At 68.1% G+C, this 18,006-nt stretch carries 11 protein-coding genes and 2 pseudogenes; 10 read left to right on the forward strand and 3 right to left on the reverse strand.

What is annotated here, in order from left to right:
• Positions 1–16 precede the first annotated feature (16 nt).
• The 3 genes and pseudogenes from ACGFIW_RS19460 to ACGFIW_RS19470 all read left to right on the forward strand — a co-directional run.
• The gene (locus tag ACGFIW_RS19460) at positions 17–1,114 is read left to right on the forward strand and encodes a RimK family alpha-L-glutamate ligase (protein WP_393317333.1); all 1,098 of its coding nucleotides are present in this window, start codon (positions 17–19) and stop codon (positions 1,112–1,114) included.
• On the forward strand, positions 1,111–1,986 hold the full coding sequence (gene dpgD, locus ACGFIW_RS19465; RefSeq protein ID WP_393317336.1) for an enoyl-CoA-hydratase DpgD: 876 nt from the start codon (positions 1,111–1,113) through the stop codon (positions 1,984–1,986). The genes ACGFIW_RS19460 and dpgD overlap by 4 nt, the downstream gene beginning before the upstream one ends.
• Before the next feature lie 1,161 nt (positions 1,987–3,147).
• Positions 3,148–4,044: pseudogene (locus ACGFIW_RS19470) on the forward strand (IS630 family transposase); the annotation flags it as partial.
• 350 nt (positions 4,045–4,394) lie between these two features.
• Here the strand turns inward: ACGFIW_RS19470 and ACGFIW_RS19475 are convergent.
• The 3 genes and pseudogenes from ACGFIW_RS19475 to ACGFIW_RS19485 form a co-directional block, all read right to left on the reverse strand.
• Positions 4,395–5,027: pseudogene (locus ACGFIW_RS19475) on the reverse strand (IS3 family transposase); the annotation flags it as partial.
• Positions 5,028–5,042: 15 nt separating this feature from the next.
• The gene (locus ACGFIW_RS19480; RefSeq protein WP_393317338.1) at positions 5,043–5,228 is read right to left on the reverse strand and encodes a hypothetical protein; all 186 of its coding nucleotides are present in this window, start codon (positions 5,226–5,228) and stop codon (positions 5,043–5,045) included.
• Positions 5,225–5,464 carry a transposase gene (locus ACGFIW_RS19485; RefSeq protein ID WP_393317429.1) on the reverse strand — a complete coding sequence of 80 codons (240 nt, stop codon included), beginning with the start codon at positions 5,462–5,464 and terminating at the stop codon, positions 5,225–5,227. The genes ACGFIW_RS19480 and ACGFIW_RS19485 overlap by 4 nt, the downstream gene beginning before the upstream one ends.
• A gap of 349 nt (positions 5,465–5,813) precedes the next feature.
• Between ACGFIW_RS19485 and ACGFIW_RS19490 the strand changes: the two genes are divergently transcribed.
• The 7 genes from ACGFIW_RS19490 to ACGFIW_RS19520 all read left to right on the forward strand — a co-directional run bounded on the left by ACGFIW_RS19490 (position 5,814) and on the right by ACGFIW_RS19520 (position 18,006).
• Positions 5,814–6,482: a VWA domain-containing protein gene (locus ACGFIW_RS19490; RefSeq protein ID WP_393317341.1), complete on the forward strand. Its 669-nt coding sequence runs from the start codon at positions 5,814–5,816 to the stop codon at positions 6,480–6,482.
• A gap of 1 nt (position 6,483) precedes the next feature.
• Positions 6,484–7,224: a PP2C family serine/threonine-protein phosphatase gene (locus ACGFIW_RS19495; RefSeq protein ID WP_393317344.1), complete on the forward strand. Its 741-nt coding sequence runs from the start codon at positions 6,484–6,486 to the stop codon at positions 7,222–7,224.
• Positions 7,215–8,606, forward strand: coding sequence for a hypothetical protein (locus tag ACGFIW_RS19500; RefSeq protein ID WP_393317347.1), 1,392 nt, complete (start codon positions 7,215–7,217; stop codon positions 8,604–8,606). Before ACGFIW_RS19495 ends, ACGFIW_RS19500 begins: the two co-directional genes overlap by 10 nt.
• Complete coding sequence (locus ACGFIW_RS19505) at positions 8,603–11,860, forward strand: DEAD/DEAH box helicase (protein WP_393317350.1); 3,258 nt, start codon at positions 8,603–8,605, stop codon at positions 11,858–11,860. The genes ACGFIW_RS19500 and ACGFIW_RS19505 overlap by 4 nt, the downstream gene beginning before the upstream one ends.
• Before the next feature lie 178 nt (positions 11,861–12,038).
• Complete coding sequence (locus ACGFIW_RS19510) at positions 12,039–13,394, forward strand: hypothetical protein (protein ID WP_393317353.1); 1,356 nt, start codon at positions 12,039–12,041, stop codon at positions 13,392–13,394.
• 106 nt (positions 13,395–13,500) lie between these two features.
• A complete protein-coding gene (locus tag ACGFIW_RS19515; RefSeq protein WP_393317356.1) occupies positions 13,501–15,813 on the forward strand; it encodes an AAA family ATPase in 2,313 nt (770 codons plus the stop codon).
• Positions 15,814–15,819: 6 nt separating this feature from the next.
• A complete protein-coding gene (locus tag ACGFIW_RS19520; RefSeq protein WP_393317359.1) occupies positions 15,820–18,006 on the forward strand; it encodes a hypothetical protein in 2,187 nt (728 codons plus the stop codon).

Consider the following 18,006-nt stretch of genomic DNA (forward strand, 5'->3'; position numbering starts at 1 on the left):
CGCATACCGCGCCGTCATGCTGGGACAGGAGGGGACCATGAGCGAACCCACGGCCGTACGTGCGGAGCCGAGTCACGATCCCATCCTGCTGCGGGGCGACCGCTTCCAGGACCGGTACCGGCAGTTCAGCGTCGACTACCAGAACCACTTCCGGGATCGGCTGCGCAGCGTCCCCGACGAGGTTCCGGAGCCCGCCCTGGTTGTCTTCACCAATGCCTGTGATGCCGAGATCGACCGGCTCTCACTGGAACTCGGCCAAGCGGGATTCCCGATGTACCGAGTCGACGCTGACGAATGCGCCGACCTCGCCCTTCTGCTCGACTTGGCCAAGAACATCATGTACATCGACGGTCGGCTCGTCCGGCCGGATCTGCTATGGATTAGACAGTTCAGCCCCAACTCGGTCTCCGTCCGCAGCGGGGACCCGGTGATCGGGGCGTATGTCCGGGACCAGTGGGCGGCAGTCCTTGAGATACTGCGGGAGTGGCCGACCACGCAGGTCAACCCGCCCGACTCGCGGCGGACTAGCCGCCTGGGACAGTTGCGTCTCGCCGCCGAACTCGGTCTCGTCGTTCCAGCCACCGTGGTCGGCAACAACGCGACGGTGGCCGCCGCCGCGCTCGGTTGCGCGCCGTCGAAGCTGGTCGTCAAGGTCAACGGGGACCACTTCGTCGAACATGCCCCCGGCCAGGTGACGGGGGTGTTCCCTCGCCGAGTGACACTCGCCACTGGCGCAACGACCGAGCCGGTGCCGCTGATGTTCCAGCGGTACGTACCCCACGACCGGGAGCTCCGTGTGTTCAGCGTGGGTAACGAACTGTTCGGCTACGAGGTTCGCAAGGACGATCCCAGGGACGTCTGGGCGAGCCCGGAAACCGTCCGGGTCACGCCGGTCGAGGTCCCCGAGGGCCTGCGGAAACAGATCATGTCGATGATTGTCCGCACCGGGCTTAGCTTCTCCGGCTTCGATTTTCTCCTGCCCTCCGACGGCGAACCGGTGTTCCTGGAGTACAACGTGAACGGCGACTGGGCCTGGTTCGAACGTCGCGCGTCCGACGACCGGGTAAGCGGGGCGGCGTTCCGGCACTTCGCACGCCTGCTGGCGAAGCCATGACCCACCCGCTCGGCGACGGCGGCGTCCCGGCGGAGAACGCGTCCTGGGCAAACGACATCGCAACGGATGACGCCACCCCGAGGGTGACCTTCCATCGAGAAGGGCATATCGGGTACGTCACAATAAATCGGCCACACGTACTCAACGCACTCGATCGGCAGACGCACGTCGAACTCGGCGCCGTCTGGGACGAGTTCGACGCTGACGACCAGTTACGGGTCGCGGTTCTCAGCGGCGCGGGGGACCGGGCCTTTTCCGTCGGTCAGGACCTCAAGGAACTCGCCCGGCTGGACGGTTCCGGTACGCACGCTGGCACCTCCACCTTCGGTAGTCGCGGAAAACCGGGATGGCCGCGGCTAACCGAACGCTTCGACCTCAGCAAACCGGTCATCGCAAAGGTGCGGGGACATGCCTTCGGCGGCGGATTCGAGCTCGCGCTGGCCTGCGATGTCATCGTCGCGGAAAGGTCCGCCAGCTTCGCCCTGCCCGAGGTCCGACTCGGGCTGATCGCAGGGGCGGGGGGTGTCTTCCGTGTCACCAGACAAGCCCCGTACCGGGTGGCGATGGGACACCTGCTTACCGGCCGATCTATGAGCGCCATCCGTGCATACGAACTGGGCCTGGTCAACGAAGTGGTCGACGCCGATGAGCTCGATGCCTGTGTCAACGCCTGGGCATCTGACATCGCGCGCTGCGCCCCACTGGCGGTACGGGCCACCAAGGAGGCCGCCACGAAAGGACAGTCGTTATCGTTACCCGAGGCGTTCACCGCCCGGTACGAGTGGGAGGAACGGAGGATGCGGAGCCGGGACGCCCGGGAGGGGCCCCGAGCCTTCGTCGAGAAACGTGAGCCGGAATGGGAAGGCAACTGATCTCTTGCGCCGCCGGGACGCTCGGTGGGGCGAGCGCCGCGCGCCGGTACTGAGGCGCGGAGAGGCGACTGATCTACATCATCGGTCCACCCCCACGGGCGCGGGGAGCACGGCGCGGGCGTCGGCGGCGAACCGCCGATGGCCGGTCCACCCCACGCCTGTGGGGGTGGGTCAGCCGCCCGAGGGCGCGACGGGCTTGGAGAAGGGTGCTCCCCACGTCTTAGGGTGGGCCGCAACTCCGGCGGCCACGGCCGCCGTCGAGGTCGTGCTCCCCACGCCCGTGGGGGTGGTCCGCCGCGCTCCCCCACGCCTGGCCAGGAAGGGCAACGGCGGGGATAACCGATGAGCCAGCATGTGTCGTCACAGCACTTGCCCCCAGCCCACGACGGAAAGTGCTACGGGCTCATTGCCGGATCCGCTTCGGCCTGGTCAAGCACGCTTGACCACCGGTACGTCAAACGTTGCACGTATGCAACACACTGGTGTCCGAGGGGGGATTCGAACTTTTGCACGTGTCATCTGTGCTCCATTAGGGGTGCACATGCCTATAGATTACGGCACGAGCAGCTTTGTCTCAACCTCGCGCGCTCATTACCGTGCGTGAGCATGAATCGAAGTTAAGACGCGTAGGGTCCAAGCTTGCCAGCCAGCTGGCTCAGTTATCGACTGACCGAAATGACCGTGCAGGCATCAAGCTTGAGCCCCACCGCAGGGGTCCTGGTGAGTTCCAGTCGACCGGCGTTGACGGCAGCCCGTGCCGCTCGCGTTCTTCGGTAGCGAGCGCACCAGGTTCACCGCCTTCGTCGAACTCTGAAATTCACAACAACCGCGCACAGCGCCAGAGCATCCGGCAGCGCGGTCTGTGACGTTGCCTGTCAACTAAAAGGGGGTGCATGCGAGCGTGACTCTCAGTCAGGATGCGATCGAGAAGACGACGAAGTTGGTCGAGTCTCTCGCTGAGGTGACAACCGCAGCCAAGCGGGACCCCAGTGGGCGACATTCTGGAAGACCCGGACGCGCCTGATCCCGTCATCTGGCTCGATGCCCTACCGCAGAGCGTTCAGTGAATGGCTAGTGCCCTGACCACAAACGTTGGCCGGGTTGGGTGACACACCGGGCCGGGTCCGCTGCGTGGACCCGGGGACGGTCAAGGCTGAATAGGTGGCAGAACCCGTTCGAGTACGCCGATTAAGCGATCCAGAAGGCCAGAAGCTGCAACGCCTCGTTCGTCGCGGGACCGGTTCAGCGGTCCGGCTGCGCCGGGCGATGGTCGTGCTGGCCTCCGCTGGCGGTAACAGCGTGCCGGTCATCGCCCGGCTGGTCCAGGCCGACGAGGACTCCGTGCGTGGTGTCATTCACCGGTTCAATGAGATGGGAGTGCCCAGCCTGGACCCTCAGTGGGCGGGTGGCCGTCCCCGCCAGATCAGTCCTGACGACGAGCAGTTCATCGTCTCGACGGCCAACACCCGCCCGACCAAACTCCGGCGTCCGTTCATCCGCTGGAGTATCCGCAAACTCGCCGAGTACCTGGCCACCAACCCCGACCGCAGCGTCCTAGTGGGCCGCGAACGGCTGCGGCAACTCCTGCGCAAACACGAGATCACCTTCCAGCGCGCGAAGACGTGGAAGGAGTCGAACGACCCGCAACGTGAGGCGAAACTGGCCCGCATCGAGCACGTCATGCACCACTTCCCGCACCGGGTGTTCGCGTTCGACGAGTTCGGGCCGCTGGCGATCCGACCGCAGGCCGGGTCCGGGTGGCAGCGCAAGAACCATCCGGACCGGCTGCCTGCGAACTACCACAAACTGCATGGCGTCCGGCAGTTCCACGGCTGCTACTCCGTCGGTGACGACACCATGTTCGGCGTCATCCACCAGCAGAAATCCGCGGTCAACACCCTCGCCGCTCTGAAATCGATCCGCGCGAAACGGCCGGACGGTGCGCCGATCTACGTCATCCTCGACAACCTGTCCGCGCACAAGGGCGTCGCCATCCGGCAGTGGGCGGCTCGGAACAAGGTCGAGCTCTGCTTCACCCCGACCTACGCGTCCAAGGCCGCCTAACCAACCCCGCGAACGTTTGTGGTCAAGGCACTAGCTCTGCCGATGATGTGATCATGCGGCTGCGTCCGTCGCGGCCACCGACGGAGCCGGCGCCGCCGGAGTTGCTGCACGAGTGGATCGACATGGACTCCGTGGGCGGGTTCGCTGGTTCTGCGCGGCGCCTGTTGACGCTCGGCTGAGCGGCGATGACAGTCACGAGGCACCGCCTGAACGGATTGTGCGTGCTTTCGACACTTGGGTTAAGCAATGGCAGGCATGGTCCGTGAAGTGACTCCTATCGGCCGGACACCTCGATGTCTGTCAGGGACTCTTGGTGGATCTTCTCGTAGGTGTCGGGGCTGACGTTACCCAGACGGCTGTGTCGGCGGCGGGGGTTGTAGAAGCCCTCGATGTAGGAGAAGCTCCATCAGTTCGTGTCGTCTGGGCCAGGCGCGCATGTAGACCAGTGCGGTCTTGAGGGTGGCGAAGAAAGTCTCCGCCATGGCGTTGTCGTAGCAGTCGGCCACCGAGCCCATGGAGGCCAGAACGCCGCAGGAGCGCAGGGTGCGGCCGAACTCGAACGACGTGTACTGCGTTCCCCGATCCGAGTGATGGATGAGCTGATCGCGGGCGGGTCGGCGATGCTGGATGGCCATGCCGACCGCGTCGAGGATCAACTCGGTGCGCAGGTGATCGGCCATCGCCCAGCCGACGACGCGACGGGAGTAGGCGTCGACCACGACGGCGAGGTAGAGGAATCCTTCCCAGGTGCGTAGGTAGGTAATGTCAGCGACCCAGAGCCGGTTCGGTGCGATGGCGTGGAACTGCCGCTGGATCAGGTCCGGTGCGGTCGCCGTGGGCGCGGCCTTGCGGCGTGGCTTGCCGCGCCGGTGAGCGCCCTCGATCCCTGCCAGCCGCATCAGTCTCGCTACCGCCTTGCGGTTCCACCGGTGAACGCGCTCGTGCAGCTCAGCGGTAAGCCGGCGGGCGCCGTAGACGCCTCGGTGCTCCGATCATGCCTGCCGGGTGACCTCGACGCGCTGTTCGTCGTGGCGTTGCCGGTCGGCGGCACGTTGTCGACCGGCGCGCAGCCACTGGTAGAAGGCGCTGTGGCCAACGCCGAGCAGGCGGCAGAGCAGACGGACCGGGTAGGTGGTCTCTTCCGCGTCGATGAACCGGTAGACGTCGGTCCGGTTCACCGCTCCGTCTCGCGTGCGAAAAAGACCGCGGCTTTTTTCAAGATCTCCTTATCCAGCTCCAGCTGGGCGACCTGCCGCCGCAGCCGCACCAGCTCGGCCCGCTCGTCCACAGCTAGGTCACTGGGCCGGCCGCCATCGCGTTCCTGCCGCATCCGGTCGACCCAGTTGCGCAGCGTCTCGTGGTTGACGCCCAATTCCCGGCCCACGTAGCGGAGCGTGCGACCGGAGTCGAGCACCAACGCCGCCCCTGAGTCCGGACACCTCCTGACTTGGCATCCTGCTGAGGAGGAGGAGACCGCTGTGGAGGCCCGGGCCCCATAACGACGCCCTCCACGATTACAGGGGATTGACACCCAGCGGCTGGGCAACTCTGGATCAGGGCTAGGGTAGCGTTGGAGCGCCAAGGTGTCGCCTCACATATGCCGCGACGAGCGCGCTAGAGCGGTGTCGGTATTCCGACAGGCGAGCTTCTCGGTGGCAGTAATTCCCGGTGGGCCACTATTATCCAACGACGAATCAGGCCCCGCCCCTCGGATGCCATGCGCGCCTCCGCGGCCCTTGGCTTCCGTGACTCCGAGGATTCAGATGCCCCTCAAGGATTTCGTCACCACAACGCCACGTACGCTGCCAGTATTGATTCTGGCGGATGTAAGCGGCAGCATGGCGCACGAATCGAAGATCGAAACACTCAACCGAAGCATCGGGGAAATGATCCGGTCGTTCACCGAGCTGCGTGAGACAACCTACGTGATCACCGTTGCGGTGATCACCTTCGGGGGTGTCGCCCGGATCCACCAGCCGTTCACCCCGGCTGGCAGCCTCGAATGGCGCGACATGCCCGCCGAGGGGCCGACTCCGCTCGGCCGGGCCCTCGGCATCGCCGGTGACCTGCTGGAGGACCGGACACAGGTGCCGGGCCGATCTGCCAAGCCGGTGTTGGTCCTCGCCTCCGACGGTCGACCCACCGACGACTGGGAAGGCGCCATGGAGCAACTACTCGGGGCGCCTAGAGCCAGGAAGGCGACCAGATTCGCGGTGGCCATCGGCAACGACGTCGACGAGGAAGCGATGGACGTGCTCGAACGGTTCGCCACCGCCGGCGCCGAGGGAGTGGTCCGCGCGGAGAACGCCCACCGTATCGTCGAATTCTTCGACTGGCTGACAATGAGCGTCAGTCAGCAGGCGACCGGCGGCGAGCTCGACTTCCGGCCGCCGCCACTCGCGGACCGCTCGGCCGACATCGTCATCGACTGACGTGGGGACGGGACCAACCACTCGAACCTGGTTCGGCGCCTCGGTCTGCGGGCCGGCGCACCGCCGGCATCATGTCGCGAAGCAGGACGCCTGGTGGGGAATCGCCGGGCGGTTTGGCTCGCTGGTCGTCGTCGCCGACGGGCTAGGGTCCCGGCCGCACAGCCGACTCGGCGCGGTCGCGGTGTGCCGGGCGGCCCACCGGGCCGTGCGGGGACTCGCCGACCACGAGGTCCCAGACCCGTCGCGCCTCTTCGCGCGCATCGAGACGAACTGGTGCGTCGAGCTGGCTCACCGGGACCCGGCCGAGTGCAGCACCACGGTGATGCTCTCTCTCATCCACCGCTCCGGAGGCGTGCTGGTGGGCCAGGTCGGCGACGGACTGATCGCCTTCGGCTCCGGGCACGCCACCGAACGGCTGGTGACCGAGCGGGCCGGCTTCGGCAACGAGACCGACGCGCTGGGTTTGCCCGGCCGCCGGCCGCTATGGCGCAGCCGGTGGCTGCCGTCGCCGCCCAGCGGATTCCGGGTGTTGCTGGCCACCGACGGAGTGGCCGACGACCTCCGCCCGGAGTCGATCGGCCAGTTCATCGATCACCTGGAACAGGAGTTCAGGCCGCTGCCACCCCCGGAACGGCACCGTCGCCTCGTCGCCGAACTGCGCGCCTGGCCGACGCCCGGTCACTTCGACGACAAGACGCTGGCCCTGCACTGGACGAATCGAGGTGTGTCAGCATGTCACTGACCCTTCCGGGCAAGGTCCGCACGGCAAGCGGCACCACACTGAAGCTCATCCGCGAGCTGGGGCGGGGCGGCCAGGGATCGGTGTACGAGGTCGAGGGGGGCCGGCACGCGGTCAAAGTGCTCCGGGAAGCATCGTCCGAGCGAGCTGCCGAATGGGCGGGACGACTGAAGGCGCTCCGCCGCCTGCCACTCGACGGGCTGTCGGTCGCCAGCCCGATCGACACCCTCGCACCACCACACGTCGGATACGTGATGGACCTGCTCGACGGCCTCACCCCGCTGAGCAGGGTGACCTCCGTTCCGGCAGGGTCTCGAGCGGTCGAGCATTATCGCGACACCGGCGGGCTCAGGCGACGGCTCAGCCTGCTCGCCCGGCTCGCCGACGTGCTCGCCGCACTGCACGCCCGGGGCCTCGTCTACCAGGATCCGTCGCCGAGCAACATCTTCGTTTCCGAGCTACTCGATCGCGACCATGTGTGGCTCATCGACACCGACAACGTCTCCTTCGCCGGTGCCCGGGGGCGCCCTGTCTACACCCGCCGGTACTCGGCTCCCGAGCTGCGGGCCGGCGCGGGCCGCTGGGCGGACAGCCTCAGCGACATCTTCGCCTTCGCGGTCGTCGCCTTCGAGCTGCTCACCCTGGACCACCCCTTTGTGGGCGACGAACTCTACGAGGATGACGAGGAGGCAGAGGCAGAGGCGTTAAACGGCTCCCACCCCTGGGTCGACCATCCGACCGACCGTTCCAACGTGTCGACTAGGGGAATCCAACCGCGCGGCTTAGTGCTCCCTCCCGCTCTGGAGAGCATGTTCCGGGCGACCTTCGTGGACGGGCTGCGGCGCCGCGACCGGAGACCCGGCGCCGGGCGATGGGCTGACGCCCTGCGCGACGCCGGCACGTCCGTCGTGCCCTGCCCGGCGTGCGGCCTGACGTACCAGCTCGACCTGTCGGCGGAGCGTTGCCCATGGTGCGACGAGGCTCCCCGCCCGCCCACCCTGCACGTCCGGCTGCTGCTCGATCTTCCCGACGGCATGACACCGGACCACTCCCGGCCGCCCGTCGCAGACCGGGGTGAGCTGGTCACCGTCCAGGGCGACGAACTCCTTGTGTCGCGCGGCTTCGTGCTCGGCCGAGTGGCCGACCCCAACCGGCTAATGCTCCAGCTCCGCTGGGAGGGCGACCACATGAAGATCGGCAACTACGCCGGCCAAGCGATCGAGCTCGTCGCTCCAGACGGCAGTAAATTCCGCACGTTGCCGCATGAGAGGGTGGCAAGCATCCGGGCCGGCAGGGCGGGCGAGATGTGGAGCCTCCGGCTCGCCCGGCTGGGCCGCCCGAACCGCTGGCTGTGCTTCGCGACGGACCCGGGGGGTCGACAGTGAGGATCCAGGATCTCCAGTACGGCGCGACGACGAGCATCGTCCTCAAGCCGCTCGACCAGGCACTCTCCGGCAACTCAGTCAAGATCGGTCACGAGGCGACGCTGCGCACGTCGCGGGCCAGCAGTGCGGCCATGCTCGTCGTGGATAAAGACGTCTGGCCGGTCGAGGGCCATGGACCGGCCGACCAGGACCACCTGGACGAGGTCCTCGACAGCGGCGGGGCACGGATCGCCTGGGTGAGCAGGGTCGGGGACGACACGGTCACCGTACAGGTGCACCGCTTCGCCCACCACGTCCGGTGGGATCCGGACCTTGTGTTCGGCCTCGACGACCACAGCCTGCAGGCGTTGGCCCGGGTGCTGCCCGGTCGGCGGCGCGTCGACCAGACAGCGAAGTGGCTGGCTGACCAGTTCCTAGTCGCGGCTCCCGCCGGGACGGACCGGGCACCCCGGTTCCTCGCATCGGCAGCGCCCGAACGCGCGGTGAGCTTCGACCAGGGATTCCGACTGCACGGGTCGAGGATCACGGCGCATATCGAGAACCGGGACGGTCGGCTATGGCTTCGTACGGTGCGGTGGGCCAACCAGGCCGACCGCGCGGCCGTCGCCCTGACGCTGGTCGAGGCGAACGCCTCGTTCCGTGACGAGACCTTCGCCGCCACCTTCCGGGAGCGGCACCACACCGAGTTCGCCGAACTGCTGAGCAGCGGCCGCCAGTACCTCAACCGCTGGGACGAATACAGCGAGAAGGAACGTCGGCAGGTCATCGACCGAGCCTTCACCGTCGGCGTGTCGCGGTATCTCCAGGTGCGCCGGGTGGACAGCCGCACCTACCGCTTCCACCTCGATCCCGACGGCGGGCGAGAGTTCCTGTCCCGGCTCGGCGACGAGAACGCCCTCGCCGCGTCCGACCGGGCGCCCGACGGCCTGCGCGACCACACGCTGAACCTGGAGGACCGGCCACCGGCGTCCGAGTTCAACGGCGATGTCACGCAGATCAACCACTCGGCCTGCACCATTTCCCTCCAGGCCCGGCCAGGGCGGCAGTTCACCCCTCCGCCGCCGACCGGTGATCTCTATCTGAGCCTGACCGGGGATCGGGTCCGGATCAACCGCCAGCGCAACGCCCGGAAACTAATCGAGCAACTGCGCACCCCGATGCCCCAGCTCGGCCCGATCCTTGAGGGCCAGTTACTGTCCGCACGCACCACGCCCATGCGGATGATCCAGCCTCGGGAACTCGCCGCGTTCCGGAAATACCGCGACTTCACTGCCAAGCAGGAGGATGCAGTCCGGATCGCGCTCAACACCCCGGACGTCGCACTCATCCAGGGCCCACCGGGCACCGGCAAGACCCGGGTGATCACCGCCATCCAGGAGTGCCTGGCGCAGCTTCGCAAGGAGGCCGGCAACGTCGGGCACAGCGTGCTGCTAACCAGCTTCCAGCACGACGCGGTCGATGAGGTCGTCCGGCGCACGGAGGTTCTCGGGCTGCCGGCAGTCAAGGTCACCGCGCGGCCACGGGCGGGCGACGACCGTGGCGTACAGGAGTGGTGTGCCCGCAAGTCAGCGGAGCTCCGCGCGGAGCTTCCGGCGGAGGGCCATCTGTTGCGCGCCGTCGGCACCGTCGAGACGCTGGTCGTCGGATACGGGCTACAGCCGCCGGCCCCGGAGCGCACCGCCGACCTGATCGCCCAGATCGACAATCTGGTCGGCGGCTACCTGCCCGTCGCGATCCGGGCCCGCCTGACCGCCGTGCACGTCGACTTGACGGAGGCGTCCGGCGGACCCCGGTTCCCTGTGGACGACCTGACCCCCTTGCGCCGATCGATCGCGGCGATCCGCGTCGACCCGGTCGCGTTTGCCGACGACGGTCCACACATGGCCCGGCGGGCCCTGCTACGGCTCTCGGCTCAGCCAACCGTCCTCGCCGACGCGGACCGGGCGCTGCTGACGGAGGCAGCGGCCTTCGACAACGCCGGGCCACCGCCGTTCCTGGAACGTCTCACGGACCTGCGGGAGCGGCTACTCGACCTCGCCGCGCCAGTCACCGGCCCGGTGCAGGCCGTCCCCGACGACGATCTCGTTCAGGTGTTCAGCGACGTCGTCCGCGCCCTCCGGGAGCGCCTGATGTCTTCGGCCGACGGCGTCACCGCCGCGGTGACCGCCTTCATAGACGAGTTGGAGAACGACCCGCACGGCGTCGCTGAGGCGATCCGCAACTTCACCACCGTGCTCGCCACCACCTGCCAGCAGGCCAACTCCGGCACAATGGCCGACCAGGTCCGGGGCCAGCAGATCCGGTTCGAGACCGTCATCGTCGACGAAGCGGCCCGGGCCAACCCGCTCGACCTGATGATCCCGCTCTGTCTGGCCAGCCGGCGGATCATCCTGGTCGGCGACCATAGACAGCTCCCCCACCTACTCGAACCCGACATTGAACGCGAGCTCGAGTCCTCGGCAGAGGACGAGATTCTCTCGGCGCTCCGGCAGAGCATGTTCGAACGGCTCTTCCGGTATCTGCGCACCGCGAAGGCCAAGGGCGAGGCGGAGCGGGAGATCACCCTCGACACCCAGTTCCGGATGCACCAGGTGCTCGGCGACTTCGTCAGCAACGCCTTCTACTCGGACGACACCGCACTCCGATCGGGCGCGGACAGCGCCGCGCTGCACCACGGCGTCGACCGGTACGGCGACGCCGTGGCGATCTGGGCAGATCTCCCGCGCACCAGGCACGGCGGGGAGACCGCCGGTCGCAGCAAGTCCCGCAAGGCGGAGGCGGACTGGATCGCCGGCGAGCTGGTCCGGCTCAGTGGCGAGGTTGCAGCCGACCTGACCTTCGGCGTGGTCGCCTTCTACCGTGCGCAGGTGCAGGCCGTATGGGCGGCGCTCGAGGCCGCCGGATTGGCCGACCGGAACGTGTCGGGGCGCTACGAGGCGATTGGCGCCCTTGCCGGCCGGCTGCACATTGGCACCGTCGACGCGTTCCAGGGGCGGGAGTTCGACGTGGTACTTCTGTCGGTCACCCGCAGCAACGACCTGCCCGGCGGCGAGCCGAGGGCCAATCGCCGCAAGTACGGCCACCTCCTGCTCGCCAACCGGCTCTGCGTCGCGATGAGCCGGCAGAAGCGGTTGCTCATCGCGGTCGGTGACGGAGCGATGTTCGACGCCTCGGCCACCGGCCGCGAGGTCCGCGGACTGGTCGAGTTCCGGAGACTTTGCGAAGGGCGGTACGGCCGTGTCGTTCGCCCCTGACACACCCGTGCTCGAGGTGGGCGCCTTTCGAAAGGACTTGCCGCAGGGCGGCCGGTGGATATTGTGGCCGGCCTGGTGCTGGCGGGTACTGGTCCCGGATCTGACGGGTCGGCGCCTGGACGCCTTCTCCCGAGTGATCGCCCGGCTCTGTCAGGCCGGAGTCACCGATCCGACGGAGATGGCCCGACTGACGCGGCTGCACCGCGACCTGTGCAATCAGATCCTGCTCATGTTGCAGCAGCAGCGACTCGTCGATCAGCGGGGCAATCTCACAAAGACGGGCCGGGCCATGGTGGCCGGCGAGAGCACGGACGCGTCGCAGACCCGGCTGGTACATATCTTCCAGGACCCCTTCGGCGGTCCGTCGACACATCGGTTGTGGCCTGCGCTGGTCGAAACCCTGGGTTATGCCCACGTCGACTACCGATCGGGTGGCCGGCCGCGGCTGCGGTTGGACAACCGACGGGACTCGCCACCGGTCGAGCCCGTGGTGGTGCAGGCACGCCGGGTCGACTCGCCGTCCCGGCCGAGCCCGGGGGATGTCATCGCCGCGGCGCGCGCCACGGCCACGGCCGGTGAACCCGACGGTGTGAGGGACGAGGCGTCGCCGCCGCCGGCGGCTCAGGTCTCCCGGGTCTCCTTCATCGCCGAGCGGCCTGATCCGGTGCTGCTCGCCGGCTACCTGTATCTGCCCGATGACGCGGTCACCAGCGCCGACTGGGAGGTACTCGATCCCTTCACTGGCTGGCCGAACGCCTGGCTTAAGGAAAGGGTGCGGGCCCGGCTGGCCGAAGACGACTCGCTGGCCGCTCTCGTCGCCGGGATCGAAGGCCAGCTCACCGCGGACGACGCCGAGAAGCGGCGGGCGGAATACACCCGCCGACGCGCGGAGGCTGCGGTGCGGATCGAGCGCCGGCTGGGCGCCCGGATCCACGATCCGGACCACCGGAAGATCCTCCAACTGCTCACCGAGGTGGAGGCCGACCTCGCCGAGGCTCGCCTGCTGGCCGAGGTTGGCGGCCGGTACCGGCAGACCGCCGTCAACAACCTTGGCAAGGTCCTCGAAAACGTCTTCACCACGGTCCGCGACGCGTATCCGCTCTCCGAGAGCCTCCTCCGCCAGCTCCGCGATGCCACGCTGCGGTCGAAGGCACTCACAGCCGCCCTCGATCGGGCCTGCGAGCTGTTGGAGATCGGTGGTCAGATACCGGACGGCATGCGGAAACAGGACGGCGACCAGGTTGCCCGCGCCGCGCGTGGGCACCTGCCGTCGCTCCGCCCGTTGCTGGTCGCGGTGCTGCTCGCCAGCGCCGAGCACCCAGACCATCCGTTACGCAGCAGCATCCGGCACCGGACCGACCTCCTCGACCGGCTCAACGGCACGACCCAGCTGCGCAACCAGGGTTCCCACAGCGAGGACCGAGAGCCCACGGCGCACGAGGCCGACGACGTACTCGACCTGACCTACTGGACCGTTTCCCACTTTCTCTTCCAGCAGACGACAGCGAGTAGGGGCCTGGATGTCTCGACGTAAGAACGGCGGCATACCCCAACAGACGAACCCAAAGGCGGACAGCCTCCTGCGAGACGTCCGACGAGGCGCTCGGGACGCCGCAGCGGTGGCGGACCGGGAAGGGGTCATGCCGGATCCGCCGCCGCCCGTGCCGGCGGACCTCCCGCTGAGCCGGGCCCAGGAGGCGTGGGTCGAGGCACAGCAGTTGGCGGATCTGTACCGCAAGGCCCGGCAGCAGATCGACGAAGAGCTCGCTAGGGTCGCCGACCGGCGAGACGAACTCGACGCGGAAGCGAAGCGGATCGCCGACGCGAACGAAGCGGCGGCAGACGCACGGAAAGCTGTCGACGCCGCCCGTGCCGAGCTGGACGAGGACCACCGCCGGCACGCCGAGGCCGAGCGGCAGCTCGACAACCGCCGCGCCGAGCTGGACCGGCGGGAGAAGGAGCTGAACGCCCAGGCACTGGAGGTCGAGCAGGGCCGCCTCGACGCCGAGGCCGGTTTCCTCGAACAGGAACGCGGCCACCTGCACCGGCTAACCGAGCAGCGCGGTCAGTTGCTGGCGGACCTCACGGCGGAACGCCACCGGCTCCTAGCCGATGTCGAGCGGCGTCACGCGGAGCAGGAGGAGCAGTGGCACCGGCGAGCGGCCGAACTCGACGCGGCTCGGGCCAGGACGGAGGTCGAGCTGGAGCAACGGTGGGCGGAGGCGGACGCCCGGGAGAGGCAGGTCCGCGAGCGTGAGCGACAGGTGCGGGCGCTGGAGGAGAACCAGGAAGAGGACCGCGCCTATCTGCAACAACGGGCGGAGCTGGCTGTCGCGGCTCAGCTCAGGCAGCTGGAACTGACCCGAGACCGGATCGCCAGGCAGTACGAGGTCGTGGAGGCCCACGCCCGCGATCTGCAACGGCAGCTCGACGAGCGGAACGAGTCCCTCCGCCTCGCCGGGTTCGAATCACCCGAGCTGCTGCACCAGCGGGTACGTCACCTCACCGAGGAGAACGAACGGCTGATGCAGCGGGTCGCCACGGTGCCCGGTGCAGCCGACCCCGAACTGCTGGTCCAGCTCCAGCGCGAGCACGCCGAGTGCCCGGGGATTCGCGCCAGGCTGGAGTTCGACAACGCGAAGCTGCGCACCGAACAGAACGCGTACCGGATCGCCAACACGGAGCTTGAGGAGCTGCGCGAGCACCGCGACGCGCTTCAACACTCCGTCGACAGGCACAAGGAGTTGCTGGCTCAGACCCAGGTCGAGCTGGACAAGCTGGTCAGCAGTACGCACGGGGTCAATCCGTTCCCGGGCCTGACAGAGCTGGATGACAATCCGGACCTTCAGCAGGAACGGAGGGCCACCGACAACTCGCCGGACCTCACCGACCTGGTCGCCTACGCCCAGCAACGCATCCTGGCAGACGAGACAAATCGACGCGGCAGCACGCCGCTGGCGTACCGTGCACGAGACATCCGTTGCCTACTCGGCGGCATGGCCATGAGCAGGCTGCACATCCTCCAGGGCATCAGCGGGATCGGCAAGACCACGTTCCCCAAGGCGTTCGCCAGGGCAATCGGTGCCGACTTCGCGGTCATCGAGGTGCAGGCCGGATGGCGTGACCGGCAGGACCTCATCGGCCATCTGAACGCCTTTGAACGCCGGTACTACGAGACCGCATTCACAAAGGCGATCTACCAGGCCGCCTGCCCGGCCCACCGGAACCGCCCGTTCTTCATCATCCTCGACGAGATGAACCTGGCCCACCCGGAACAGTACTTCGCCGATGTGCTCTCCGGGCTGGAGAACGTGGGTTCGCGGTTCCGGCTGCAGCTCACCAGCCACCAAATGGAGCCCAGGCCACGGCTGCTCGATGTGGACAAGGGCATCCACCTGCCGATTCCCGATAATGTATGGTTCTTCGGGACGTCGAACCACGACGAGACGACCGTGCAGTTCGCCGACAAGACGTACGACCGTGCACACGTCATCGAACTGCCCACCACACCACCCTCGCTGACGCCGCGGAAGGTCCCGCCCCGGGAGGCGATCTCTCGCCGGGCCCTGGTCAGGAGCTTCGGCAACGCGGGCCGTGACCACCATGACGCGCAGGAGCAGGTGGTCTCCTTCCTCCGGGAACATCTCGCCCGTACCTTCGCCAGTGATTTCAAGATCGGTTGGGGGCCTCGGCTCGAACAGCAGGTCAGGGACTTCGCTCCGGTCGTGGTGGCTGCCGGTGGGTCACCCGGCGAGGCCGCCGACCACATCCTCGCCACTCGGATCCTGCGACGGCTACGCGGCCGCTACGACCTGCGACCGGAGAAGCTCCAGGAACTGCGTGACCTCATCGACGAGGGCTGGCCCCAGCTCGGCGCGACCCAGGTCGACGGTGAGGACGGTCCGGTCACCACGCGGGCGCTGCTCGACGAACTCATCGAAGCAGGGGCCTGAGGATCCGTGGCGCACCAGTTCTGGGACCGGGTAACCGGAGCGCGGGCCGGGCGACTACCGGCCCGTCCGCTGCTCGGCCGCTACCAGCTGACAGTGCCCGGCAAGGCCAACGGGCACGACGCTGGGCCACACACGCCCGTCACTCCGACGGGTTCCGGCCGCTGGTCGGTCCGCATGTCCGGCAGCGTCGGCGAGGGATACTTCTCCCGCGATGCGCTGCCTGACCGAGCGTTAGCGGCGCGTACCGTCGCCATCGCCAATGCCCTGGGCGCCGCCGCCCACGAATCTCCGGCCGAGCCAGGTTCGCCTGATGAGACGGCCTACGAGCGCTGGGTCGCCGTGCCACCGTTGGCCACCGACCTCATCGCCCAACTGCGTGGGGTGAGCGACGACCCAGTGGACTTGCTGGAGCAGGCCATCGACGCCGACCTGGGTCGCCTGGAAGCCGTGTGCCAGCGCCCCGAGACGAGGCTCCGCCCCGAGACGAGCGTCGTTCTCCTCTCGCGCACCCGTCGGATGGCCCAGGATGCCATCACCTACCTCGCCGCACACACCGAGGACTGGCAGCGACGGTCCGTCACCGGAGTGTTCCCCCGACGCCTCCGGGCGATCCACAATGACCCGGACCCGGACCTGTACGAGAATCAGGCCGCGGTCCAGCTGGTTGACCACCTGATCGCGTTCCTCGAGTGGCGGCGGCAGAAGCTGGAGGCGACCAGCAGCGTCCTGGCCGACCTCGACGAGCTCGCCGGCCAGCTCAGGGACCGGCCCTGGCGTACCAGACACCGGCTCGCCCGGCTCGTCGGTGAGTTCGCCAACCACCTGGATCTCAACGACGAGGTGCGACGTCTCCTGGGGCGCACCCGGGAGCACCGCCGACGGCTCGTCCGGCTGCTCACCTCTCGGCTATACCGGGACCGCCGGGTGAGCCGGCGTACGGAGTTCTCCTCGGACCTCCGACAAACCAACATGTTCATCCACCACGAGGACTACCGCCGCGTGGCGGCGCTGTGGCGGGCCTGGGCGCGGGTCAGGCGCGAGGTAGGGCTTCACTTCTCGATCGCGCCCCGCGCATTCTGCAACAGCTACGACCAATTCGTCGCACTGCTCGTCGCCAGGTCGATGGACACCCTCGGCTACCAGACCACCACTGCCGATGCCCCGACCACCGGCGGACCGGACATCTATTACACGGGGCCGGGTGACGACACAGTCGTACTGCGCATCAGGACTGACGGCAGCGTAGAGGTGAACCGGAACGACCGCCCGTTGCTGGTCTGCGTACCGCTGCCGCACCCGCTCACCGCCAACGGCGCCCCAGACCTGCTCGCATTCGTCGACGAACTGGACCAGACCCGCACCCACGCCGACGCGCCGCGCGTCGTCGTTTACCCGGGTACCCGCCAGGAGCTTCAGGCGCTACCCCCGCGCCTGCGCGCCCGCGCCGACACCGTCGGCAACGACCTGCCAGGCGGCCCGGGCATCGGGCTGCTGCCGGCGACCCCGACCGAGATCGACAGCGTGGAACGCATGACGCGGGCTCTTCAGTGGGCTCGGATCGCGTCGGACGCTGCCCAATACCCGCCCCGGGTCCACTGCCCCAAGGACCTGCTCGGCGAGCTGGCGGCCGCGGGCGAGAGGTGGCTAAGCGCCACCACGGACGAGCGGCACCTCGCTTTGGAACGTCCACCGACCCAGGCGGAGCGGATGGCTCTGCGCGACCGGGTCGCCCGCTGGCGCGCGCAGCGCGTACCTCCGAGCAGGCGCCGGGAACACCACATCGCCGCGGATGCCCTCAACGAGGCCGTCGAAGCCGCGTTGGTGCGCCTGCACCGACTGGCCCACTGTCCGGTGTGCGGCGCTGAGCTCGGGTCCCCTCGAGACTTCCACGCCAGATCGGGCACATTCGTCGCCAGCTGTCGCAGGTGCCACAACGAGTGGGGAACCCGATCATGCGGCTCGTGCGGGACGAACTACCCGGTGATCCAGCCAGGGAACCGGCAGACGGTGAAAGGCCGCTCGGACGCGACGAGCGGCCCCGGCAACGAGGTGCTCGCGGTGCCGTGCTGGCAGGCCGCCGTAACCGCAGCATACATCTGCCCGAACTGTGGCAAATGCGGCGGATCGGCCGTGCGGTCCGGGCCAGAGTGCCCTCGATGCCCGGACTCTGACGAATGGGAAACCAGGAGATGA

This window comes from Micromonospora sp. NPDC048935 (assembly GCF_043197875.1).
In the GTDB taxonomy this organism is placed as follows: Bacteria; Actinomycetota; Actinomycetes; order Mycobacteriales; family Micromonosporaceae; genus Micromonospora.